Genomic DNA, 21,452 nt, shown 5'->3' with positions numbered 1-21,452 from the left:
GCTACTACGTATGCCGTGACGGTGATCAGGAGGGTTAGGAGGAGGGGGTTGGTGGTTCGGGTGGCGGCTGTGGCTAGGCCGAGGGACCAGGTCCACCAAGCTCCTGGGTGCAGGGTGTTGTTGGGGGTTCGTTTTTGGCTGCTGCGCCGTGGGGGCTGGTCGCGCAGTTCCCCGCGCCCCTTAAGGACGGGGTTGCGCGTGCCGGGGTTTTTAGTCATGGTTTCGCCGTCGGCTTCGCCATACTGCTGCTGCGGCCAGTAGGGCTACTGCCGTTGCTCCTGCCAGGAGGCCGACTGACGGGCCGTGGTGGGGTGTTGGGGTCTTCTTCTGGTCGGTTACCTGGTCGGCGCAGCCCTGTTTCGGGTAGTCGGCGATTGCGCACAGTAGGGCGGCTGTGTTGTAGCGCAGGGGTTTGGCGACCGTGGCCAGCGCCTCTGCTGTTGTCGCGTCGGGGGTGACTGTCGCGCAGGCCGTGCGGAGGGCGGGGGCGTCGGAGCCTGTGCCGAAGTCGATGATCAGGGCGATGCGCTTCTTGCCTTGTGTGGCGGGGGAGTTGGCGCAGATCGCTGCGAAGTCGGGTGATGTGAGGCGGGGTTGCTTCGCGTTCGCCGAGTCCTCGCTCACCGCGAAGCGGAAGCCCTGGATGGTGCCGTCGTCCGGGCGGGTGGTGGAGGGGCCCTGCGTGGCGTAGGTCCAGTGGGTGCCGGTGCGGTCCCAGAAGGACCAGTAGCGGTAACCGGCTGCCTGGGCGTGGCCCGCGCTGCCGAGGATGAGGAGCAGGGCCGGCAGGAGGAGGACGAGGCGGCGGGTCACTGTTGTTGGCCGCGCTTCCGGCCGCGGGTGATCAGGACGGCGGCGATGATCGCGGCGAGGACGAGGATGCCGCCGGCGATCGTCCAAGTGGCGTTCAGGGAACCGTCGTTGTCGTCGGTGGCCGCCTTGTCGCTCGGGCCGGCTGTCTGCGGCTCGTCGATCGACTTCGGGGTCGGGCCCGTCGCGTCGAGGAGGGTGACGAGGTTCTGGCCGCCGAAGTCGTGGACGTCGGCGCCCTTCGCGGTGGTCGCCACGAAGACGAGCTGGGCGTAGGCGGCCGGACCGCCTTGCGTGGCCCAGGAGCTGGAGTGGGTCTCCAGCCAGTGCAGGGGCTTGGCGGCCTGGTCGTGCAGGCCGAGGGAGGACAGGGCGACGATCGCGTCGGCCGTGTTGCCGTAGTCGGGCTGGGGTTTGGCGCCGGGGAGTGCGGTGGTGAGGTGGCCGGTCCTCGCCATGGCGTGGGCGAGCCACGCGGCGCCGTTGTCCGCCGCCCGCAAGGGATCGTCGCCGGACTTCTCGCACGTCGCGGGCGCGTCGGCGTCGTCCTGTCGGCTGCCGGGCAGTGACTCGCCGGAGAGGCCCAGCACGGCCGCCGCGGTCGCGTCCGCGTTGGCCGCGAGCCTGCCCTTCTTGTCCGGCTGGTAGGCGAAGGCGCCCGCGTCCGCGCCGCCGTCGCAGGGCAGCGCGAGCTTCCGCAGGGCGTCGTACGGGGACTTGCCGTCCTTCTGGAGGTTCGGCACGGTCACGCCCGCGTCCGCGAGCGCGCCGATGACGACGGAGGTGGAGTTCGCGTCGCTGGCCCCGCCGGGGGAGTAGCCCCAGCCGCCGTCGGCGTTCTGGACCGACTTCAGCCACGTGACGGCCTTGGTGACGGCGGAGTCCCCGCGGCCGTCGTTCGCGAGGGCCTGTACGGCGGCGGCCGTGCTGTTCGTGTCGACCATGACCTTGGCGTCGCAGGCCTTGGCGGGGTCGGCCCGGAACGCGGCGAAGGCGCCGTCGGCGCACTGCTGGCCGACCAGCCACGTCACCGCCTTGTCGGCGGGCTCCACGCCCACCGCGTCCTGCGCGAGCAGCGCGAGGGACTGGCGCCAGACGCCGTCGTAGGTCGGGTCGGAGGTGCCGTAGAGCCCGGCGGGTATCGCCGCGGACGGCGAGGGCGACGGACCGGCGGCGACGGCCGGGGTCGCCGTCATCATGGTGACGAGGGTGGCCAGGACCGCGGCGCTGCGGCGGACGTTCATGATCGGCGGGTGCCTTCCCTGCGGGGAGCACGGCAGCGCGGGGACCCCCGGGCGGCTCGGCTCCGTATTCCTCGACGGTGCGTGTGAACCGGTCACGTGCCGTACGGGGCGGTCCGGCTCACCGGGCCCCTGGGGGACCGGATCACGGTTGCGGGTCAGCGCCGGAATTGCACCGGCTTCCTCCCGTACGGGTGTGATGACGACCCGGCCACTGTACGGGGAACTTGAGCCCCCGCTGTGAGCAGGGGTTGCCCGGTCCACCGGCCCCGGTAGGTTCTGGCCATGCCAGCCACGGGGAAAGCGCCTGGGAAACTGATCGGCTCCGGCCGTACCGCCGACGTCTACGAGATCGACGAGGCGTGGGTGCTGCGCCGCAACCGCGAGGACTGGGGGGACGCGGCGGCCGAGGGCGCGGTGATGGAACATGTGCGGGCCTACGGCTATCCCGTGCCCCGGGTGCGCATGGAGGGCTCGGGTACCTCGCGCACCTCGCGCACCGCGCGTACCGATCTCGTGATGGAGCGGCTGACCGGGCCCACCATGGTGGAGGCGATCGTCGCGGGCGCGGTCGACGAGGTGGAGGCCGGGACCGTACTCGCTTCTCTGCTACGGCAGTTGCACGCCGTCCCCGGTCGGCGGCCCGGAACCCGGGTGCTGCATCTCGACCTTCACCCCGAGAACGTGCTGCTCACCCCGGACGGCCCGCGCGTCATCGACTGGGCTACGGCGGAGGACGGCGACCCCGGGCTGGACTGGGGGCTCTCCGCGATCATCCTCGCCCAGGTCGCCGTGGACGACGATCAGCCGGTCGCCGAACCGGCCCGCGCGATACTCGTCTCGCTGCTCGCGGATCCTTCCGGGCTCACGGGGGAAGGGTTGACGGAAGCGAGGCGGAGGCGGGCGGTCAATCCGACGATGACTCCGCGCGAGGTCGAACTCCTCGGTGCCGCCGAGGAGTTGGTGCTGTCGCTGGCGGCTATGCGGGAACCGTGAATCAACGTGAACGCGTCACCGCCGACGAGGGTGTGACAGGCCAGGGCGCCGGACGGCGTCTTCGGCCGGGTTCCGAGGACTGCGAGGCAGTGTGAGGGAACTTCGGGCACGGGGAGACGAGGGACGGTCGCCGGCCGTCGCGGGGATCGGTCGGGGCCCGTTTCGCCGGCGGCTCCCTGCCGTGGTGGTGGCATCGCTGGCCGTGATGGGGCTGGCGGTGTCCTGCACGGAGTCGTCCGTCCCGCAGCGCCGTCCATCCGCCGGGGCGCGTACGTCTGCCGACAGCGCGTCTGCGTCTGCGTCTGCGTCTGCGGCTACGTCTGCTTCCGGGTCTGGGTCTGGGTCTGGCTCCGCGTCCGTTTCCGCTTCCGCGAGCGCACGAGCGGCGACCGGTGGGGACTGCGATCCGCTGCGGTCGTTGAAGCCGTTGGGGCACATGCCGACGCCGGGTGGCCGGATGCCGAGCGGTACGGCGATGGCGCGGATCGTCGCGCGCGGGCGGCTGATCGTGGGTGTGGACCAGAACACCTATCTCTTCGGCTATCGCGACTCCGACACCGGACAGCTGACCGGGCTCGACATCGACCTGGTGCGAGAGATCTCCCGTGCCCTGTTCGGGCAGCCGGACCGGGTGCAGTTCAGGACCGTGCCGTCCGCGCAACGCATCGGGATACTGCGACGCGGCGAGGTCGACCTCGTCGCCCACTCCATGACGATCACCTGCGAACGCATGGAACAGGTGCTGTTCAGCAGCGACTACCTCGACTCCGGCCAGCGCGTCCTCGTCACGGACACCTCGCCGGTGAAGACCCTGGCCGATCTCGCCGGACAGAAGGTGTGCACGGCCAAGGGCACCACCTCACTGACCGAGCTGCGCCGCGCCCGCCCGGCGGTACGGCCTGTCGCCGTCGCCGACTGGACCGACTGCCTCCTCCAGCTGCAACAGGGCGACGTGGCCGCCGTGTCGACCACCGACAACGTCCTCGCCGGACTGAGCGCCCAGGACCCCGCCACCCGTATCACCGGCCCGCGCTTCACCTACGAGCCGCACGGCATCGCCGTCTCGAAGAAGACGCCGGAACTCGTCCGCTTCGTCAACGGCGTGCTCGCGCACCTGCGCGCCACGGGTGCCCTCCGGGCCCTGCACGAACGGTGGTTGGGCCCGTACGGGGACTTCTATCCGCCCGCGCCGCGTTACGCGGACTGACCGCGCCGCGCTGTCGCGACTTACCGCGCCCCGTCGGTGAACGGGCGCACGTCGGCTGTCATCGCACCGCGCTCCCCGCGCCCTTCCTGTCCGCCGAGACGGGGGCCGGTGTCCGGATCGCGGAGGCCAGGAGGGCGAGCTTGTCGGCCGCGTCGGTGCCCGGGTCCGGGTGGTAGATGACGAGGGTCTGGCCCGGGGCGCCGTCGATGCTCAGGCGCTCGCGGTTCAGGTGGAGGGCGCCGACCTGGGGGTGGTCGAGATACTTGGGCGCGCCCTCGCAGGACTGTACGTCGTGGCGGGCCCAGAGCCGGCTGAACAGGGGGCTGGCGAGGGAGAGTTCGCCGACCAGCTCGATGAACCGGGGGTCGTCGGTGTCGGTGCCGACCGCCTCGCGGAAGGCCGCGACGATGCCTCCGCTGGACTTCTCCCACTGCGGGTGGAGCGCCTGCTCGGCGGGGTCGAGGAACAGGGAACGCAGGCGGTTGGCTCCCGCTGTGAAGCGCGGTGACAGGGCGGTCGCGAGGGTGTTGGCGGCGAGGACGTCGAAGTAGCGGCCCTCGACCAGGGCCGGGAGCGGGAGCGTCGTGAGCAGCTTGGTGATGCTCGGCGGGACCGTCTCCCTACGGCGCTGGGGGCGGGTGCGCTGCCTGCGGGGCCCGCCGGCGCCCAGGCGCAGCAGGTGGGCCGTCGCGGTGCCGTCGAGCCGCAGCACCCGGGCGATGGCTTCGAGGACCTGCGCGGAGGGGTTGCGGTCGCGGCCCTGCTCAAGGCGCAGGTAGTAGTCGGCGCTGATGCCGGCGAGCATCGCGACCTCCTCGCGGCGCAGGCCCGGCACGCGGCGGACCCCGAAGGCCGGGATACCGGCCTGTTCGGGCGTGACGAGTTCACGGCGGGCGCGCACGTACTCACCCAGCAGGTTCGGTTCGTCGGCCATCTCCTCACTGTAGATCGGGCGGGTGGGGGCCTGCCTGGTCCTGTCACCCCCAGGGTCGGCGGGACCCTGGCTGGGGTGCGGGGCGGGCGGCAGCGTCGTCGGTGGCCACGCGGCAACCCCGGCCACCACACCAAGGAGCGACACGATGTCCACATACCTACTGGTACACGGCGCCTGGCACAGCGGGCGGGCCTGGGACCGGGTGGTCCCGCTGCTGACGGCTGCCGGGCACCGGGTGTTCGCACCGTCCCTCACCGGCTACGGCGACAGGGCGCACCTGCTCGGCCCCGAGGTGGGTCTCGACACCCACGTCGAGGACGTCGTCGGGCTGATCACCGAGGAGGACCTCACGGACGTGGTCCTCGTGGGGCACAGTTACGCGGGGCTGGTCGTCTCGGGCGCGGCCAACACGCTCCCGGACCGGATCGCCCAGCTCGTTTACCTCGACGCGATGGTCCCGGTGGACGGCGAGAGCGCGACGGACATCCTGCCCGTGACCCAGGTCCTGATCGACCTGGCCGCGCGGTCCGACACCCCCTGGCGGATCCCGCCGCTGCCCGAACTCCCGCCGCCCGGCGGCCTGTTCGGGGTCACCGATCCGGCGGACGTGGCCTGGCTGCGCACGATGGTCACGGACCAGCCGGCGCTCTGCCTCCAGCAGCCCGTACGGCTGGACAACCCCGCCGCGAACGCGATCCCCCGCACCCATATCCACTGCGTGGGCAGCGAACCGGAAGGTTTCGAGCGCCGGCCCGTCCCGGCGATCCAGCCCAACGGCACCCCGGCCCAGGTGTGGGAACTGGAGACCGGCCACGACTGCATGATCACCAAGCCGGCCGAACTCACCGACCTGCTCCTCAAGTTGGGCTGAACCCGCCGGGCCTCAGACCCGCACCGGCGCGGTCACCCCCGTCGGCTGGCACAGCACGAGTGCCAGGTCGTCGGTGGGCGGCCCGCCGGTGTGGGCGAGCAGCCGCTCGTACAGGGCGTTCAGGGCGGCGTCCGGCGTCGGCTCGCTCAGGGCGATGGCGGACTCGGTGAGGAGGGCGAACGGGGTGCCGTCCGGGGCGCGGGACTCAGTGAGGCCGTCCGTGTAGAGGAGAAGGCGGTCACCGGGCTGGAGACGGACCCGGTACTGCCGCGGCTCCGGGTGCAGGCCCAACGGCAGGGCGGGCACCCGGGGTTCGAGCAGTTCCAGCCGCTGCCCGGAGCGAAGGGGCGCCGGATGGCCGCAGTTGACCAGCCGCACCTCACCCGGCCCGAACTCCACCAGCACGGCGGTGACGAAGTCCTCGGGGGCGAGATGAGGAGAGAGGCGGGTGTCGAGTCCCCTCGCGAGGGTCGCCAAATCCGGGGCGGTGTAGGCGAGTTCGCGGAAGGCGGTGACCGTGTCGGACGCCGTGCGCAGCGCGTCGAGCCCGTGCCCGCGCGCGTCACCGACCAGCACACGCAGGCCGTACGGTGTCACCGCGAGGTCGTACAGATCGCCGCCGACGGACGACTCCCGGCTCGCGCAGTGGTACCGGGTGGAGACATGCGTCCCGGAGAGGCTGCGGGAGACGGGCCGCAGAATCGCCTCCTGGGTGATCCGGGCCACCTCCCGCACCTCCGCGAGCCGCTCCCGCAACCGTCCGCGCTGCCACGCCGCGTACACACTGCACGCGCAGCCCAGCAGCAGCCCGCCCCACCGGACGGCGAACCCGGCACTCACCTGCGTCCCGGCGCCGAGCCCCGCCGCGAGCGCGAGCAGGATCGTCCAGCAACTGACGAGGAACGTACGCCTGGCGCCCAGGAACGTCGCGGCCATCAACGGCCCGATCACCAGCAACGGCAGGATCGGCTGCACCCGCCCGATCAACAGCCCCGGGGTAGCCGCGAGCAGACAGCCGACGGGGGCGACGAGAAAGCCCATCGGGCCGGCGAGGAGCCCCGCCGGTGCCTTGCGGAATCCCGCCCGTAGCGTGCGGACTCCCGTCGTCGCCCCGCGGACTCGGCGTCCCCCATTCATCACGTTCACGCCATGACGATCGCTGAATTTTCGTCTCCTCACCTGCGTCAACCGGGAGTTGATCACCTCTCGATCACGGAGTGTCGAAAGTGCCCTGCACATGGTCATAAAGGGCGGCTATTTCGGTGGTGTTGCGACTGTTCCGGGCAGCCGTGGACCGCGTTCCGGGACACGCGCATGGAGTCGGTGGTGTGCGGACACACTGGGCCTCGTGCCGGACACGACTCACCCGAACCCCGGGAACCTCGGGAATCTGCCGCCCGAGACCCATAGTTTCGTCGGGCGGCGCACCGAACTCGCCCTGCTTCAGGCCGCGTTGGACCCGGGGGCCGGTCCGGCGGGGCGGCTGGTGAGCGTGGTCGGGGTCGGTGGGGTCGGTAAGACGCGCCTTGCCCTGCGCGCGGCGGCGGAGGTCCGGGACGCGTATCCCGACGGTGTGTGGTTGGCCGAGTTGTCGCCCTTGCATACGCCTGGGCTCGTCGACCTCGCCGTCATGGAGACCCTGCGGCTCGCCGATCAGTCGACCCGCCCCGTGATCGACGTCATCGCCGAATGGGCACACCGCAAACGGCTGTTGATCGTCCTCGACTCCTGCGAGCACCTCCTCGCCGACTGCGCGAAGGTCGCCGCCGCGCTGCTCTCCCGGGCACCCGAGCTGCGCGTCCTCGTCACCAGCCGGGAACGGCTCGCCCTGCCCGGCGAGGAGGTCCTCCACCTCGAACCGCTCCCCGTGGACGGCGGCGCCGGCGAGAATGCCTCCGCCGGTGACGCCGTGGTCCTGTTCGCCGAGCGCGCCGCCGACGCCGGACGCCCGCTGAGCGACGACGACGTGGCCGGCCGCGCGATCGCCGCCGCCGTCTGCCGGCGCCTCGACGGCATCCCCCTCGCCCTCGAACTCGCCGCCGCCCGCCTCGCCGACCTCACCCTCGACCAGCTCCACACCCGCCTCGGCGAACGCCTGCCCTCACCCTCCGATCTGCCCTCGCCCCTGGACCTGTTGGCCTCCGCCCCAGGTGAACGCCCGCCCCGCCACCAGACGTTGCGCACCGCCATCGGCTGGAGCCACGAACTCTGCGCGCCGCTGGAACGCCTGCTGTGGGCGCGGCTGTCCGTCTTCACCGGCGGCTTCTACGCCGAGACCGTCCAACAGGTGTGCGCGGGCGGCCCGTTGGCCCCGGAGCGGATCGCCGGGCTGCTCGCCCGGCTCGTCGCGCAGTCCATCGTCCTGCCCGACCCCGTCATCTCGGACCGCTACAGGATGCTCGACACCGTCCGCGAGTACGGCACCGACTGGCTGCACGCCCTCGGCGAGGAACACGCCGTACGGCGACGCCACCGCGAGCACTACGCGCGCCTCGCCCAGCAGGGCTGCGCCGAGTGGAACACCGGACGGCAGGTCGCCTGGTGCGAGCGCGTGCTGAGCGAACACGCCAATTTCCGGACGGCGGTCGACAGCGCGCTCGCCGAACCGGACCGTACGGCGGCCGTGGAGATGGCGGGCCACGTCGGGTTCCTGTGGCGGCACTGCGGCTACCTCCGCGAGGCCCAGGCCTGCCTCGACCAGGCCCTCGCCGCCGACCCGCCCCCGGGCCACGGCCGCACCCTCGCCCTGTGGTCACGCGGAGCCGTCGCCATCCTCCAGGGCGACCAGGAGGCGGCGGCCAACTGGGCGGTCCGCTGCGCCGACGCGGCCCGCGCACAGGGCTCCCCGGTCGCCGCGGTCGCCGCCGCCTACCTCAGGGGCGGCCAGCTGGCCCTCACCAGCCGCCTCGCCGAGGCGATCGACGTCCTCGCCGCCGCACCCCAACTCCCCGTACAGGACGACGCGTTCGGCGCCGCCCAGCTCCAGATCCGGCTCGCCCTCTCCCTCGCGCACGTCCTGCGCGGCGAGTACGAGCGCGGGCGCGAGGTCTCCGACGAGGTGCGGACGGCCAGCCGGAAACAGGGCGAGTACTGGTGCGGGGCGTACGCCGACTGCCTGATCGCCCACGCGGACCTTGCGCGTGGCGACGTACCGGCCGCCGTGCGGGGCGCCCGGACCTCGATCGCCGGCCACGCCCTGCTGCACAACACGGCCGGCGCGGCCTTCTCCCTCGACGTCCTGGCCGCCGCCGTCGCGACGACCGGCGACGCCCACCGCGCCGCCCGCCTCCTCGGCATCGGCACCCGGCTCTGGGAACTCACCGGCCGCGCCCAGATGGACTCCCCGGACCTCATCGCCACCCGCCGCACCTGCGAACTCCGCGTCCGCGAACACCTCGGCGACGACGCCTACGAGACGGGATACCGGGAGGGCCTGGCGATGTCGTACGACGAGGGAATCGCGTACGCGACGAGCCGGCCGGGCGGTCGGTGACGGGGTCAGTGACGCGGGGTGGGGCCGCCGAACGGCAGGAACAGGGTCCGGGTCGCGATCAGCCAACTCCCGGCCACTTTACGGAAGTTGTCCTCGTAGTGCCCGACCTGGACCGGGGGACCGGCGGTGACCTGACCGCCGTGGTAACCGTCGATCCGGTACGTCGTGAAGTACGCCGTCGAGATCGCCGTGTCGGGGGAGGTGAGGGTGACGAGGACGTTCGACATCAGCCGCCGCGAGAGCCGCCCGGCGGGACGGGAACCGAAGTACTTCCGCAACGCCCCCCGCCCCTCCACGAGCCGCTCGCCGTCCGGCCACTCCCAGGTGCCGTCCTCCGTGAACAACTCGGCGACGGAGGAGGGTTCACCGAGATCGAGGCGGCGGACGAAGTCCAGGACGACGCGCTCACAGGCACGTTCGGCGAGGAGGCGTTGCAAGGGGTCGAGGTCCATGCGGTCGTTGGTATCAGCCGAGCCCGCCGCGCCACGACCGAATTACCCGCGGCCGAGTCGCACCCACGACCGGACTACACCGCCACGTACGTCACCGGCTCGCTCCCCGTCATCTCCTCCGCCTGCCCCAGTTTGACCAGTCGGCGGAGGTGCGCCTCGGCCTCCGAGACCGCGATGTTCCTCGACTGGTAAGGGATCTGGGACCAGGGGCGGTTCCACTCCATCCGCTCGGCGACCTGCCAGGGCGTGAGGGGTTCGGAGAGGAGGGAGAGGAGGCCGGCCAGGCGGTCCTCGTGATGGGCGAGCAACTCCCTTACGCGACCGGCCGCGTCGGTGAACGTGTGCTGGTGGGCCGGGAGCACCTCCGCCGGGGCCAGCCGGCCGACCCGCTCCAGCGAGTCGAGGTAGTCGCCGAGCGGATCGGGGAGCGTGTCGTCGTCCGGGTCCTCGTACAGGCCGATGTGCGGGGTGATCTCCGGGAGGAGGTGGTCGCCGGAGAACAGGCGTCCGTGGCCCGGGAGTCGGGCCGGGTGGTTCTCCTCCAGGTGCAGGCAGACGTGGCCGGGGGTGTGGCCCGGGGTCCAGATCGCGCGCAGTCGGCGCCCTGCCAGGTCGAGGAGTTCGCCGGGGACGATCTCGCGGTCCGGCAGGGCGGGGGCCAGGCCCGGCACACTGCGCGGGCGGGCGGCACGCAGGGGTGCGAGGTGTTCCTCGGGGGCGCCGGCCGCCGTGAGCTTCGCGGTCATGTACGCCAGCCAGCGGCCCGGTTCGGTCGAACGGGCCCGCCGTACGATCGCGGTGTCCGCCGCGTGCATCGCGAGCCACGCCCCGGACGCCTCGCGCACCCGCCCGGACAGGCCGTGGTGGTCGGGGTGGTGGTGGGTGATGACCACGCCGTGGACCTCGCCGACCGACGTCCCGCAGGCCGACAGTCCCTGGACCAGCGTGTCCCAGGAAGCCGGGTCGTCCCAGCCCGTGTCGACCAGGACCGGTCCGCGGTCGGTGTCGACGACGTAGACGAGCGTGGTCCCCAGTGGGTTGTCGGGGATGGGGACTTCGATGGAGCGAACACCGCCGCCGTGGTCGTGGACCTGCCCCATGGACGTCATGGACTCCCCAATCGCCGCCTTCCGGCCACTATACGTGGACTCCATCGACCGGAACTGGTATTCAGTCTTGGTATCTGATGGATCGTCAGACAGCGGTACCGGGGAGGCAATCGGCCATGACCGAGCTCGTGGAACACCGACAGCTGTTCATCGGCGGGGAGTTGACCGATCCCCTGGGCGAGGACGTCATCGAGGTGATCTCCCCGCACACCGAGGAGGTCATCGGACGCGTCCCGCACGCGTCCACGGCGGACGTGGACCGCGCGGTCGCGGTCGCCCGCCGCGCCTTCGACGAGGGGCCCTGGCCGCGCATGACCCTCGACGAACGGGTCGCGGTCGTCGCCCGCATCAAGGACGCGATCGCCGCACGGTACGAGGAGATCGGCCGCGTCATCTCCTCCGAGAACGGGTCACCGTACTCCTGGAGCATCCTCGGGCAGGCCCTCGGCGCGATGATGGTGTGGGACGCGGCGATCACCGTCGCGAAGGGCTTCACCTACGAGGAGTATCGAGACGGCGTCCTCGGGAAGATCCTCGTCCGCCGGGAGCCAGTTGGGGTGGTCGCGGCCGTAGTCCCGTGGAACGTCCCGCAGTTCGTGGCCGCCGCCAAGCTCGCGCCCGCGCTGCTCACCGGCTGCTCGGTGATCCTCAAGCCGTCGCCCGAAACGCCCCTGGACGCCTACCTGTTGGGCGAGATAGCGAAGGAGGCAGGGCTGCCCGACGGCGTCCTGTCCATCCTCCCGGCCGACCGCGAGGTCAGTGAGTACCTCGTCGGACACCCCGGCATCGACAAGGTCTCCTTCACCGGTTCGGTCCCGGCCGGCAAGCGCGTGATGGAGGTCGCGGCCCGCCATCTCACGCGCGTGACACTGGAGTTGGGCGGCAAGTCGGCGGCGGTCGTCCTGCCCGACGCGGACATCACGACCGCCGTACCCGGCATCGTCTCGGCCGCCTGGATGAACAACGGCCAGGCGTGCGTCGCCCAGACCCGCATCCTCGTACCCCGCTCGCGCTACGACGAGTTCGCGGACGCCTTCGCCCAGGCGGCGAGCGCTCTCGTGGTCGGCGACCCGCTCGACCCGGCCACCCAGGTCGGCCCGCTGGTCGCCAAGCGCCAGCAGCAGCGCAACCTCGACTACATCCGCATCGGGCAGGAGGAAGGCGCCAAAATCCTTACGGGCGGCGGCCGTCCACCCGGCCTGGACCACGGCTGGTACGTCGAGCCGACCCTCTTCGGCGACGTGGACAACTCGATGCGCATCGCCCGCGAGGAGATCTTCGGCCCGGTCATCTGCCTCCTCCCGTACGGCGACGAGGCGGAGGCCGTGAAGATCGCGAACGACTCCGACTACGGCCTCAGCGGCAGCGTCTGGACGGGAGACGTGGCGCACGGCATCGACATCGCCCGCCAGGTCCGCACCGGCACCTACAACGTCAACACCTTCAGCCTCGACATGCTCGGCCCGTTCGGCGGCTACAAGAACAGCGGTGTGGGACGGGAGTTCGGGCCCGAGGGCTACTCCGAGTTCCTCGAACACAAGATGATCCACCTCCCGGCCGGCTGGGAGGGGTGACCGGACGATGGGCGACCGCTGGCAGGTAGAGGTCGACCGCTCCATCTGCATCGGCTCGGCCCAGTGCGTCCACCAGGCCCCCGACCGCTTCCACCTCGACGCGGCCATGCAGTCCCACCCGGCCGAACCGGAGACCGACGCCAACGAGAGGATCCTCGCGGCGGCGGAGGGGTGTCCGGTGGAGGCCATCATGATCACGTTGCTGGGGAGCGGGGAGCCGGTGTTCCCGCCGGAGGAGTAACTCGCCCTGGTTCAGGGGCTGGTGGACCAGCCGGGCCGGACGGTGGCGAACAGCGCTCGGGCCCGGGTGCCGTCGGCCTGCGCCCAGGCGCCGGTTACCTGGCCGATCGCGTCCTCGGGGGCCGTGGAGCCGGGGGTCAGCACCCGGTGCAGCCGCAGGGTCGGGCCGTCCGGTACGGCGAACTCGGTGGCCTCGGCCGTGTCGTCGGGCGCGCCGAGGGCGGGGATGGGCGCCGTAACGGTCCAGGAGCGGGCGACCTCCCGGTCCAGGGTGTGGGAGACGCTCTGCGCCTGCGCCTCCACTCGCCCCTCGATGAACGCCGTCAGCCCGGCGGTCAGCACCGGGTCGTGACAGCCGTCGTAGGCCCAGCGCGGACCGAGGACACCGTGCTCCATGGTGCCGACGAGGGCGTGTTCGGCGCCGGGGAGCGGGGCGGCCCGGTAGGTGAGCGGCACGAGACAGGCGCCCGGGCCGTCGGTGACGACCATGAACTCGATGCCGACCTCGCCCTCGGGGTCGTCGAGCCGGAACCCGCCGGCCTTCACCAACTCCGGTTCGGGGGAGCCGTGATACCAGGGGCGGGTGGGCAGCCAGGTGGTGAGGAGTTCGAGCTTCGTGGGCTTCAGGTAGGTGCGGTGGATGATCGCCATGGGGGAATTATCGGTCCCCGGCCCCGCCCGGCTCAGTGAGATCGATCAATCGGCACACCGTCTCGATGTCGATCTTCACCTGGGCGATCGACGCCCGCCCCGAGAGCCAGGTGATCAGCGCCGAGTGCCAGGTGTGCTCGATGACCCGGACCGCCGACAGCTGTTCCGGCGTGGGGTTTTCGAGGCCCATCGCGTCCAGGATGATCACCGTGGTCTGCCTCGACACCTGATCGACCTCGGGGGAGACGCTGCGGTCCGCGAAGGTCAGCGCGCGGACCATCGCGTCGGCGAGATGCGGCTCGCGCTGGAGCGCGCGGAAGGCCCGCATCAAGGTCTCCGCGACCCGCTCGGCCGCCGTGTCACCGCCCGGCGGCTTCTTCCGCAGCGTGCCGTGCATGTGCTCCAACTGGTCCTGCATCGTGGCGACCAGGAGATGCACCTTGGACGGGAAGTACCGGTACAGCGTGCCGAGCGCGACCTGCGAGGACTCCGCGACCTCCCGCATCTGCACCGCGTCGAAACCGCCCCGGCTGGCCAGCTGCGCGCTCGCGTGCAGGATGCGGCGCCGCCGGGCCTCCTGCCGCTCGGTGAGGGGCGGCGAGGTCCGCGCAGTGGCTTCGGGCTTGGCTTGCGCTGGCATGGCTCCCGATCCGTGACTGTCGGTGAGGGCGGGTGATCGCACCGATCATGGCAGGGCGTCGGCCGTGGTGTGAATCACCTGATCCACTTCTCACAGCACCCGTACCGGCCGGTAGATTCAGAACCTCCTGGACGATCAAGTCTGAAACTTGTTCTAGATTAGCGTCCCGGCGTAATCTCGCGGGACAGTGCAGGGAGAAGGGGGCTCAGAGTGACCGCTGAGGCCAGTCAGGCGGGTCCCCAGGAGGACTCGGCAGCCGACGGCGAGCGACCGCTCCGTATCGCACTCCTCACCTATAAGGGGAACCCGTTCTGCGGGGGCCAGGGCGTCTACGTCCGCCATCTCTCCCGCGAGCTGGCCCGCCTCGGCCACCGCGTCGAGGTCATCGGCTCGCAGCCCTACCCGGTCCTCGACGAGGGCTACGACGGCATCTCCCTGACCGAGCTGCCCTCGCTCGACCTCTACCGCTCACCGGACCCCTTCCGCACCCCGAAGCGCGACGAGTACCGGGACTGGATCGACGCCCTCGAAGTCGCGACGATGTGGACCGGCGGCTTCCCCGAGCCCCTCACGTTCTCGCTCCGCGCCCGCCGCCATCTCCGGGCCCGGCGCGGCGAGTTCGACATCGTGCACGACAACCAGACGCTGGGTTATGGGTTGTTGGGGGATGTCGGCGCCCCGCTCGTCACCACGATCCACCACCCCATCACCGTGGACCGGCAGTTGGAGCTGGAGGCGGCCGAGAACTGGCGCCGGCGCATGTCCAAGCGCCGCTGGTACGCGTTCACGCGGATGCAGAAGCGGGTCGCCCGCCGACTGCCCTCCGTGCTCACCGTCTCCGGCACCTCGCGCCAGGAGATCATCGACCACCTCGGCGTCCGCGACGACCGCATCCACGTCGTCCACATCGGCGCCGACACCGACCTGTTCTCCCCGAACCCGGCCGTACCGCAGGTGCCGGGCCGGATCGTCACGACGTCCAGCGCGGACGTCCCCCTCAAGGGCCTCGTCTTCCTGGTCGAGGCCCTCGCGAAGGTCCGCACCGAACACCCCGACGCCCACCTGATCGTCGTCGGCAAACGCCCCACCGAGGGCCCGGTCGCCCAGGCCGTCGAGCGCTACGGCCTCGAAGGCGCCGTCGACTTCGTGAAGGGCATCTCGGACGCCGAACTCGTCGACCTGGTCCGCTCGGCGGAGGTCGCCTGCGTGCCCTCGCTGTACGAGGGTTTCTCCCTCCCGGCGGCGGAGGCGATGGCCACCGGCACACCCCTCGTCGCCACGACGGGCGGAGCCATCCCGGAGGTCGCCGGACGCGACGGCGAGACCTGCCTGGCGGTACCTCCCGGCGACTCGGGCGCACTCGCGACCGCCCTGAGCCGGCTCCTGGGCGACCCGGCACTCCGGGCCCGGCTCGGCGCGGCGGGCCGGGAACGCGTCCTGGCCCGCTTCACCTGGGCGAAGGCCGCGGAGGGCACGGCGGCCAGGTACCGCGAGGCGATCGCCGCAGGCCCGACGGGCAACACGGCCCCGGCATCGTTGTCGCCCCCGGCGACTCCGTCTCCTTCCCCTTCTCCGACCAGTGTTACCGGCGTCTCTCCCGAAAGCAGGGCCACGTGCTGACCGTCGACTTCTCCCGGTTCCCGCTCGCCCCTGGCGACCGTGTCCTGGACCTCGGGTGCGGTGCCGGGCGGCACGCGTTCGAGTGCTACCGGCGAGGGGCACAGGTCGTCGCCCTCGACCAGAACGCCGAGGAGATCCGCGAGGTCGCCAAGTGGTTCGCGGCGATGAAGGAGGCCGGCGAGGCCCCCGCCGGAGCCACCGCCACCGCGATGGAGGGCGACGCCCTCCAACTCCCCTTCCCGGACGAGTCGTTCGACGTCGTGATCATCTCCGAGGTCATGGAGCACATCCCCGACGACAAGGGAGTGCTCGCCGAGATGGTCCGGGTGCTGAAGCCCGGCGGCCGCATCGCCATCACCGTCCCGCGCTACGGCCCCGAGAAGATCTGCTGGGCCCTGTCCGACGCCTACCACGAGGTCGAGGGCGGCCACATCCGCATCTACAAGGCGGACGAACTCCTCGCCAAGATCCGCGAGGCGGGCCTCAAGCCGTACGGCACGCACCACGCCCACGGGCTGCACTCGCCGTACTGGTGGCTGAAGTGCGCGTTCGGCGTGGACAACGACAAGGCGCTGCCGGTGCAGGCGTACCACAAGCTCCTGGTCTGGGACATCATGAAGAAACCCCTCGCCACCCGGGTCGCCGAACAGGCCCTGAACCCGCTGATCGGCAAGAGCTTCGTGGCCTACGCGACCAAGCCGCACCTTCCCCTGGCGGAAGCCAAGTGACCACTCCCCGGACAGAACACCTCGTCCTGCCCGGGGTCCTCACCGCCGAGCAGGCCGCCGCGACCGTCGCCGGCATCCTCGCCGTGCAGCGGGAGGACGGGGCGATCCCGTGGTTCCGGGGCCATCACCTCGACCCGTGGGACCACACCGAGGCCGCGATGGCGCTGGACGCGGCGGGCGAGCACCAGGCCGCCGAGCGGGCGTACAACTGGCTTGCCCGGCACCAGAACGAGGACGGGTCGTGGTTCGCCGCCTACGCCGACGGTGACGCGCGGGATGTGACCGACCGGGGGCGCGAGACCAACTTCGTGGCGTACATAGCCGTAGGCGTGTGGCACCACTACCTCGCCACCGGTGACGACACGTTCCTCGACCGGTTGTGGCCCACGGTCTTCGCCGCGGTCGAGTTCGTGCTGCGGCTTCAGCAGCCGGGTGGGCAGATCGGGTGGAAGCGGGAGGACGACGGTACGGACACGGCGGACGCTCTGCTGACCGGTTCCTCCTCGGTGCACCAGGCGTTGCGCTGTGCCCTTGCGATCGCCGAACAGCGTGAAGAGCCGCAGCCGGACTGGGAGTTGGCGGTCGGGGCGCTGCGGCATGCGATCCGTCGGCATCCCGAACGGTTCCTGGACAAGGACCGTTACTCCATGGACTGGTACTACCCGGTGCTGGGTGGTGCGTTGACCGGTGCGGAGGCCAAGTCCCGGGTGGAGGAGGGCTGGAGCCGGTTCGTCGTGCCGGGGCTTGGGGTGCGGTGCGTCGTCCCCAACCCGTGGGTGACCGGCGGTGAGTCCGCCGAACTCGCCCTTGCGCTCTGGGTGTTGGGTGAGTCCGACCGTGCGTTGGAGATTCTCCAGTCCATTCAGCACCTGCGCGATTCCGAGAGCGGGCTGTACTGGACCGGGTATGTCTTCGACGACGATGCGGTGTGGCCACGTGAGTTGACTACGTGGACCGCGGGGTCGTTGCTGCTCGCGGTGGCGGCGTTGGGGGGCCATGACGCGACGTGTGCGGTGTTCGGCGCGGAGCATTTGCCGAATGGGCTGGATCCTGATTGTTGTTAGCCCCGCGCCCCTGAAAAACGGCCCGTCAACCTCGCCGTTTCGCTTCGGGCGGCTGGGCTGGACCGATCGCGTTGGACCGGTGATTCCGGTTGCCGGCCTGCCAGTGGGCATGGCGGGGCAGCGCGGCGAGGCGCTGGAAGGCTGTGGCCAGATCGTGTCTCCAGTAGCCATGTCCCCTCCAGGAAACGCCAGTTGGCTCCTCCGCGCCCTGTGGCGGTCCCGGCCAAGCGTCGCTGTACTGACCGCAAGATCGGCAACGCCGGCTAGTACCAATACCGGGGAGCGTGGAGATTGGCCAGGCCCTGGGCGACCGTCTGAATGTTGCGGATCTGGTTGTCGGCGTAATGCTGAAGACCTTGTCGGAGCTCGGCCGGACGCGGGCTGATCAGGCCGTTGGTGACGAACACCGCCCGGCCCTGGCGCAGCAGCCAGACTTCGTAGAATTCCACGTCGAGCCGCACATCCGGGCCGAAGCCGAGGTTCGCGATGCCTTCGACCGCGAGCGCGTCCGGGCCCTCGACGAAGGACGACAAGCTCCTGAGCTGCGGAGGGCCGACTTGCCGCCAGCGCTGCCGGAGGCTGTCCGTGATCACCTGGCCGCCGCGCATGGTGCCGGCCACGGAGGCGTGCACGGCGTCGGGGGCGTAGAGACTCGTGAGCGTCGCGGCGTCCTGCGTGCTGATGGCGTCCCAGAGCCGCCGGAAGAACGCCTGGCCCGGAGCGGTGGGTTCCTGGGCCGGTAACGCGGCGGGCGAGCGCGGGGAGATCGAGCCACCGGCGTGGAAGCGGGCGCGTCCGCCGTCAAGGGCGAAGACGTCGTAGGACGTGGCCTGCGCGAAGCCGGTCGACTGCGTGGACTCCGCGACGAACGAGGTGCCGAGGTCGATGAAATTCTCGACTCCCGTCGTGTCGACAGCGCCGGCGATGCCGAAGAGCTCTGCGAAACCAGCCGCGATCGCTTCCGCACCGAGCAGCGTGCGGCCGGTGCCCACCGACAGCTGCACCGCGTCGGGATGGTAGAGCTCACGCAGTGCGGCCGTGTCCTGGGCGGCCAGCGCCGCGCACCACCGGTGATGGAATACCTGTGCAGACGTCAGCTGCATTGACCACCCTCGCCGCTACGCCGGAAAACCTTCACTCCACTCTACAAGTCCGGCTCGCGCACAACTGGCGCCAGCCACAGCGGAACTGGCACGTCAATGCAGCGGATGCTCGACCGGCGCCGCCCAGGAGGCAGAACAACAGGTGCGGCCCCGGCGCGTGGGCGCGACCAGCCACGACGCGCCCGCGGACGAAAACCGGTCTTCCCGCGGAGCGCTCAGCGGGAGACCCGGTTCGCGATCGCATGCCCGATGAACAGGTACACCACCGCTGCCAGACCGTAGCCGCAGATGACGCGCGCCCAGGCCTCGTCGAAGGTGAACAGGTCGCGGGACCAGCCGGCGAGCCAGTTGGCCGAGTGGTGGACGAACTGCACGAGGTCGTTCGCGCGGTTGGCGTCCAGGAGGTACATCAGAATCCAGAGGGCCAGGATGAGGGCCATGATGTCGGCGATGATCACTATGACGTTGCCGACTGAATTCGAACCGCGTCGGTAGAAGGGGGACATGCCCACCGGATTGCCGCTTCCGGCCGGATGAAACCCGTACGGTCCCGCCCGGGTGGCGCGACCGGCCCAGCCGGGTGAGGCTGCCGGGGTAAGGACACCCACTCGGGGAGAACACCCCGGAGGACCCCGTGCCCGTACCGATACGGCGCCTCTTCGTGGCGCTCACTCTGTGCTGCGCCCTGCTCGCCGGTGCCACGGCCTGCGGCAGCGCCACCGACGACGCCACGCAGGACACCGCGGCCGTCGTGGCTGCGGCCGCCGCCACCCCGAGCCCCAGCACCTCCGCCGAGCGGCAGAAGTTCGCCAAGACCCGCTTCGTCGCGAACGCGGGCCTCGCCGCCGGTGCCACCTACCAGTGGATCGTGAAGCCCTGGAAGGCGGGCAAGTTCAAGAAGGGCGCGAGCGGACGCAGGTTCGCGCTCATCAAGGCGGGTCTCGCGGGCGCGTTCGCGTACAACCGGCTCAAGGCGGCCACGAAGAACGCCAAGGGCGACCCGACGCTCGCCAAGGCGGTCGCGCCGCTCAGCGCCGGCATCGACTCCCTCAAGGACCTGCCGTCCAAGCTGCGCAAGGGCGACTCCACCGACGCCACGGCGGGTTCGTTCGACGACATCATCAACAAGGTCAAGGACGCCGGGAAGAGCGCCGGCGCCGAGGTGACCGACAAGGTGCCGTCGGCAGGCCAACTGGCAGGCGGTTGACGGTGAGTTGAGCTGCTCCTAGGAGTTCAGCTCCGCCAGCACCCGCAGCGTGTGCGGGTCGGGCGCAAGGGCCAGCAGGTCCGTCACCGGGCCCTTGCGCCACAACTCCAGCCGTTCCGCGATCCGTTCACGCGGTCCGATCAGTGAGATCTCGTCGGCGAACGCGTCCGGCACGGCGAGCACGGCCTCCTCCCGGCGCCCCGCGAGGAACAACTCCTGTATCCGCCGGGCCTCTTCCTCGTACCCCATGCGCGCCATCAGGTCGGCGTGGAAGTTCCGGGCCGCGTGCCCCATCCCGCCGATGTAGAAGCCGAGCATCATCTTCACGGGGAGAAGGCCCTCGGCCACGTCGTCGCAGACCTTCACCTGCGCCATGGGCGCGACGAGGAAGCCGTCACGGAAGGTCGTCGTCCCGTAGACCTCGGGGCGGCTCGGCGACCAGTACAACGGCAGCCACCCATCGGCGATTTCGGCGGTCTGCGCCACGTTCTTCGGCCCCTCCGCGCCGAGCAGCACGGGCAGGTCCGAACGGAGGGGATGCGTAATGGACTTGAGCGCCTTGCCGAGCCCTGTGCCATCCTCCCCTCGGTACGGATGCGCGTGGAACCGCCCGGCCACCTCGACCGGCGCCTCCCGCCGCAGTACCTGCCGTACGACCTCGACGTACTCCCGGGTCGCGGTGAGCGGCGACTTGGGGAACGGCCGTCCGTACCACCCCTCCACCACCTGCGGCCCCGACAGCCCGAGCCCGAGCAGCACGCGCCCGCCGGAGAGATGGTCGAGCGTGAGCGCGTGCATCGCGGTGGTGGTCGGCGAGCGCGCCGCCATCTGCGCAACGGCCGTACCCAGCTTGATCGTTGAGGTCTGCGCCGCGATCCAGGTCAGCGGGGTGAAGGCGTCGGACCCCCACGACTCGGCCGTCCACACGGAGTCGTACCCGAGCCGCTCGGCCTCCTGGGCCAGCGGCACATGGTCGGCGGAGGGCCCGCGCCCCCAGTACCCGAGTGCGAGACCGAGCCGCATATCGCCTCCACAGCAACTGATCTGACGGTCTGTCAGTCAACCGATCGACGGCTGCGACTGTACGACAACGGCCCCCCACCCGGAAGGGCGAGGGGCCGCGGTGAACGCCGGCGGGGGACTCAGCCGCGCTGGATCCCCGAGGTGTCCTGGAGGACGCCGCGACGGCCGTCCTGGGTCTGCGCGACGAGCGCCGGACCACGTTGCTCCACGGCCAAGTACCAGGTACCCGGCGCCAGTTCGGCGATCGGCGACGGCGAACCGTCCTCCGCGAACAGCGGCCGGGCCACCGGCACCGCGAACCAGAACGGCGAGAAGTCCGCGGCCGGAGCCGGCGCGGGCTGCCCGAACGGCTGCGCGGCCTGCGCCTGTTGCGGCGGAGTGCCGTACGACGGCTGCGGCGCACCGGCGCCCGGGTAGCCGTAACCACCGGGCGGCTGGGCGCCGTAGGGCTGCGGGGCGGCCGGCTTGGGGGCCGGGACGAGGGCGGCC

The 21,452-nt window shown here is 71.2% G+C and carries 21 protein-coding genes and 2 pseudogenes; 10 read left to right on the top strand and 13 right to left on the bottom strand.

Going from position 1 to position 21,452, the window contains the following annotated elements; all coding sequences use genetic code 11:
• The 3 genes and pseudogenes from AC31A1_RS22375 to AC31A1_RS22365 all read right to left on the bottom strand — a co-directional run.
• Window positions 1-218 (bottom strand): annotated as a pseudogene (locus AC31A1_RS22375) (energy-coupling factor transporter transmembrane protein EcfT); the annotation flags it as partial.
• Window positions 211-813, bottom strand: coding sequence for an SCO2322 family protein (locus AC31A1_RS22370; protein WP_489655009.1), 603 nt, complete (start codon window positions 811-813; stop codon window positions 211-213). The gene AC31A1_RS22370 and the pseudogene AC31A1_RS22375, both read right to left, overlap by 8 nt.
• Window positions 810-2,054, bottom strand: a complete 1,245-nt coding sequence (locus AC31A1_RS22365) for an SCO2321 family membrane protein (protein WP_489655008.1) — start codon at window positions 2,052-2,054, stop codon at window positions 810-812. The genes AC31A1_RS22370 and AC31A1_RS22365 overlap by 4 nt, the downstream gene beginning before the upstream one ends.
• A gap of 282 nt (window positions 2,055-2,336) precedes the next feature.
• On the opposite strand from AC31A1_RS22365, the gene AC31A1_RS22360 reads away from it, so the two are divergent.
• Complete coding sequence (locus AC31A1_RS22360; RefSeq protein WP_489655007.1) at window positions 2,337-3,047, top strand: phosphotransferase; 711 nt, start codon at window positions 2,337-2,339, stop codon at window positions 3,045-3,047.
• 436 nt (window positions 3,048-3,483) lie between these two features.
• Entirely contained in the window at window positions 3,484-4,254 is a 771-nt protein-coding gene (locus AC31A1_RS22355; protein ID WP_489655006.1) for a glutamate ABC transporter substrate-binding protein, read from the top strand.
• A 58-nt stretch (window positions 4,255-4,312) separates the two neighbouring features.
• On the opposite strand, the gene AC31A1_RS22350 is transcribed toward AC31A1_RS22355, so the two are convergent.
• Entirely contained in the window at window positions 4,313-5,188 is an 876-nt protein-coding gene (locus AC31A1_RS22350; RefSeq protein ID WP_489655005.1) for a helix-turn-helix domain-containing protein, read from the bottom strand.
• Window positions 5,189-5,333: 145 nt separating this feature from the next.
• Between AC31A1_RS22350 and AC31A1_RS22345 the strand changes: the two genes are divergently transcribed.
• A complete protein-coding gene (locus tag AC31A1_RS22345) occupies window positions 5,334-6,059 on the top strand; it encodes an alpha/beta hydrolase (RefSeq protein ID WP_489655004.1) in 726 nt (241 codons plus the stop codon).
• A gap of 12 nt (window positions 6,060-6,071) precedes the next feature.
• Here the strand turns inward: AC31A1_RS22345 and AC31A1_RS22340 are convergent, their stop codons facing one another.
• Entirely contained in the window at window positions 6,072-7,196 is a 1,125-nt protein-coding gene (locus tag AC31A1_RS22340) for a PP2C family protein-serine/threonine phosphatase (protein ID WP_489655011.1), read from the bottom strand.
• Window positions 7,197-7,407: 211 nt separating this feature from the next.
• Between AC31A1_RS22340 and AC31A1_RS22335 the strand changes: the two genes are divergently transcribed.
• Window positions 7,408-9,552, top strand: a complete 2,145-nt coding sequence (locus tag AC31A1_RS22335; protein WP_489655003.1) for an ATP-binding protein — start codon at window positions 7,408-7,410, stop codon at window positions 9,550-9,552.
• Window positions 9,553-9,557: 5 nt separating this feature from the next.
• Here AC31A1_RS22335 and AC31A1_RS22330 read toward each other — a convergent pair whose 3' ends face one another.
• The gene (locus tag AC31A1_RS22330) at window positions 9,558-10,004 is read right to left on the bottom strand and encodes a nuclear transport factor 2 family protein (protein WP_489655002.1); all 447 of its coding nucleotides are present in this window, start codon (window positions 10,002-10,004) and stop codon (window positions 9,558-9,560) included.
• A gap of 74 nt (window positions 10,005-10,078) precedes the next feature.
• Window positions 10,079-11,104: a Strvi_7410 family MBL fold metallo-hydrolase gene (locus AC31A1_RS22325; RefSeq protein WP_489655010.1), complete on the bottom strand. Its 1,026-nt coding sequence runs from the start codon at window positions 11,102-11,104 to the stop codon at window positions 10,079-10,081.
• A 125-nt stretch (window positions 11,105-11,229) separates the two neighbouring features.
• Between AC31A1_RS22325 and AC31A1_RS22320 the strand changes: the two genes are divergently transcribed.
• On the top strand, window positions 11,230-12,687 hold the full coding sequence (locus AC31A1_RS22320) for an aldehyde dehydrogenase (RefSeq protein ID WP_489655001.1): 1,458 nt from the start codon (window positions 11,230-11,232) through the stop codon (window positions 12,685-12,687).
• 7 nt (window positions 12,688-12,694) lie between these two features.
• The gene (locus tag AC31A1_RS22315; RefSeq protein WP_393757022.1) at window positions 12,695-12,928 is read left to right on the top strand and encodes a ferredoxin; all 234 of its coding nucleotides are present in this window, start codon (window positions 12,695-12,697) and stop codon (window positions 12,926-12,928) included.
• An 11-nt stretch (window positions 12,929-12,939) separates the two neighbouring features.
• On the opposite strand, the gene AC31A1_RS22310 is transcribed toward AC31A1_RS22315, so the two are convergent.
• Window positions 12,940-13,578: a maltokinase N-terminal cap-like domain-containing protein gene (locus tag AC31A1_RS22310; protein WP_489655000.1), complete on the bottom strand. Its 639-nt coding sequence runs from the start codon at window positions 13,576-13,578 to the stop codon at window positions 12,940-12,942.
• Window positions 13,579-13,585: 7 nt separating this feature from the next.
• Entirely contained in the window at window positions 13,586-14,218 is a 633-nt protein-coding gene (locus AC31A1_RS22305; protein ID WP_489654999.1) for a TetR family transcriptional regulator, read from the bottom strand.
• A 210-nt stretch (window positions 14,219-14,428) separates the two neighbouring features.
• Between AC31A1_RS22305 and AC31A1_RS22300 the strand changes: the two genes are divergently transcribed.
• The 3 genes from AC31A1_RS22300 to AC31A1_RS22290 are packed head-to-tail and all read left to right on the top strand — an operon-like array spanning window position 14,429 to window position 17,630.
• Window positions 14,429-15,838 carry a glycosyltransferase family 4 protein gene (locus AC31A1_RS22300; RefSeq protein WP_489654998.1) on the top strand — a complete coding sequence of 470 codons (1,410 nt, stop codon included), beginning with the start codon at window positions 14,429-14,431 and terminating at the stop codon, window positions 15,836-15,838.
• Complete coding sequence (locus AC31A1_RS22295) at window positions 15,832-16,566, top strand: class I SAM-dependent methyltransferase (RefSeq protein WP_318016035.1); 735 nt, start codon at window positions 15,832-15,834, stop codon at window positions 16,564-16,566. Before AC31A1_RS22300 ends, AC31A1_RS22295 begins: the two co-directional genes overlap by 7 nt.
• Complete coding sequence (locus tag AC31A1_RS22290) at window positions 16,563-17,630, top strand: prenyltransferase/squalene oxidase repeat-containing protein (protein ID WP_489654997.1); 1,068 nt, start codon at window positions 16,563-16,565, stop codon at window positions 17,628-17,630. The genes AC31A1_RS22295 and AC31A1_RS22290 overlap by 4 nt, the downstream gene beginning before the upstream one ends.
• 263 nt (window positions 17,631-17,893) lie before the next feature.
• Here AC31A1_RS22290 and AC31A1_RS22285 read toward each other — a convergent pair whose 3' ends face one another.
• Together AC31A1_RS22285 and AC31A1_RS22280 are read right to left on the bottom strand one after the other, a co-directional pair.
• On the bottom strand, window positions 17,894-18,733 hold the full coding sequence (locus tag AC31A1_RS22285) for a nuclear transport factor 2 family protein (protein ID WP_489654996.1): 840 nt from the start codon (window positions 18,731-18,733) through the stop codon (window positions 17,894-17,896).
• Window positions 18,734-18,948: 215 nt separating this feature from the next.
• On the bottom strand, window positions 18,949-19,239 hold the full coding sequence (locus AC31A1_RS22280) for a hypothetical protein (protein ID WP_489654995.1): 291 nt from the start codon (window positions 19,237-19,239) through the stop codon (window positions 18,949-18,951).
• A 128-nt stretch (window positions 19,240-19,367) separates the two neighbouring features.
• Here AC31A1_RS22280 and AC31A1_RS22275 point away from each other — a divergent pair, with 128 nt between their 5' ends.
• Window positions 19,368-19,940, top strand: a complete 573-nt coding sequence (locus AC31A1_RS22275) for a hypothetical protein (RefSeq protein WP_365299908.1) — start codon at window positions 19,368-19,370, stop codon at window positions 19,938-19,940.
• Between the two features lie 18 nt (window positions 19,941-19,958).
• Here AC31A1_RS22275 and AC31A1_RS22270 read toward each other — a convergent pair whose 3' ends face one another.
• Both AC31A1_RS22270 and AC31A1_RS22265 read right to left on the bottom strand, forming a co-directional pair.
• A complete protein-coding gene (locus AC31A1_RS22270) occupies window positions 19,959-20,963 on the bottom strand; it encodes an LLM class F420-dependent oxidoreductase (protein WP_489654994.1) in 1,005 nt (334 codons plus the stop codon).
• Between the two features lie 119 nt (window positions 20,964-21,082).
• Window positions 21,083-21,452 (bottom strand): annotated as a pseudogene (locus AC31A1_RS22265) (hypothetical protein); the annotation flags it as partial.

The sequence above is a fragment of the Streptomyces sp. P5F9 genome, assembly GCF_057961495.1.
This window is presented reverse-complemented; position numbering and strand designations above follow the sequence as displayed.

Bases quoted from the DNA above. Each gene is read 5' to 3' on its own strand.
- AC31A1_RS22365 (WP_489655008.1), bottom strand. From the start codon at position 2,054: ATGAACGTCCGCCGCAGCGCCGCGGTCCTGGCCACCCTCGTCACCATG.
- AC31A1_RS22360 (WP_489655007.1), top strand. From the start codon at position 2,337: ATGCCAGCCACGGGGAAAGCGCCTGGGAAACTGATCGGCTCCGGCCGT.
- AC31A1_RS22355 (WP_489655006.1), top strand. From the start codon at position 3,484: ATGCCGACGCCGGGTGGCCGGATGCCGAGCGGTACGGCGATGGCGCGG.
- AC31A1_RS22350 (WP_489655005.1), bottom strand. From the start codon at position 5,188: ATGGCCGACGAACCGAACCTGCTGGGTGAGTACGTGCGCGCCCGCCGT.
- AC31A1_RS22345 (WP_489655004.1), top strand. From the start codon at position 5,334: ATGTCCACATACCTACTGGTACACGGCGCCTGGCACAGCGGGCGGGCC.
- AC31A1_RS22340 (WP_489655011.1), bottom strand. From the start codon at position 7,196: ATGAATGGGGGACGCCGAGTCCGCGGGGCGACGACGGGAGTCCGCACG.
- AC31A1_RS22330 (WP_489655002.1), bottom strand. From the start codon at position 10,004: ATGGACCTCGACCCCTTGCAACGCCTCCTCGCCGAACGTGCCTGTGAG.
- AC31A1_RS22325 (WP_489655010.1), bottom strand. From the start codon at position 11,104: ATGGGGCAGGTCCACGACCACGGCGGCGGTGTTCGCTCCATCGAAGTC.
- AC31A1_RS22320 (WP_489655001.1), top strand. From the start codon at position 11,230: ATGACCGAGCTCGTGGAACACCGACAGCTGTTCATCGGCGGGGAGTTG.
- AC31A1_RS22315 (WP_393757022.1), top strand. From the start codon at position 12,695: ATGGGCGACCGCTGGCAGGTAGAGGTCGACCGCTCCATCTGCATCGGC.
- AC31A1_RS22310 (WP_489655000.1), bottom strand. From the start codon at position 13,578: ATGGCGATCATCCACCGCACCTACCTGAAGCCCACGAAGCTCGAACTC.
- AC31A1_RS22305 (WP_489654999.1), bottom strand. From the start codon at position 14,218: ATGCCAGCGCAAGCCAAGCCCGAAGCCACTGCGCGGACCTCGCCGCCC.
- AC31A1_RS22285 (WP_489654996.1), bottom strand. From the start codon at position 18,733: ATGCAGCTGACGTCTGCACAGGTATTCCATCACCGGTGGTGCGCGGCG.
- AC31A1_RS22280 (WP_489654995.1), bottom strand. From the start codon at position 19,239: ATGTCCCCCTTCTACCGACGCGGTTCGAATTCAGTCGGCAACGTCATA.
- AC31A1_RS22270 (WP_489654994.1), bottom strand. From the start codon at position 20,963: ATGCGGCTCGGTCTCGCACTCGGGTACTGGGGGCGCGGGCCCTCCGCC.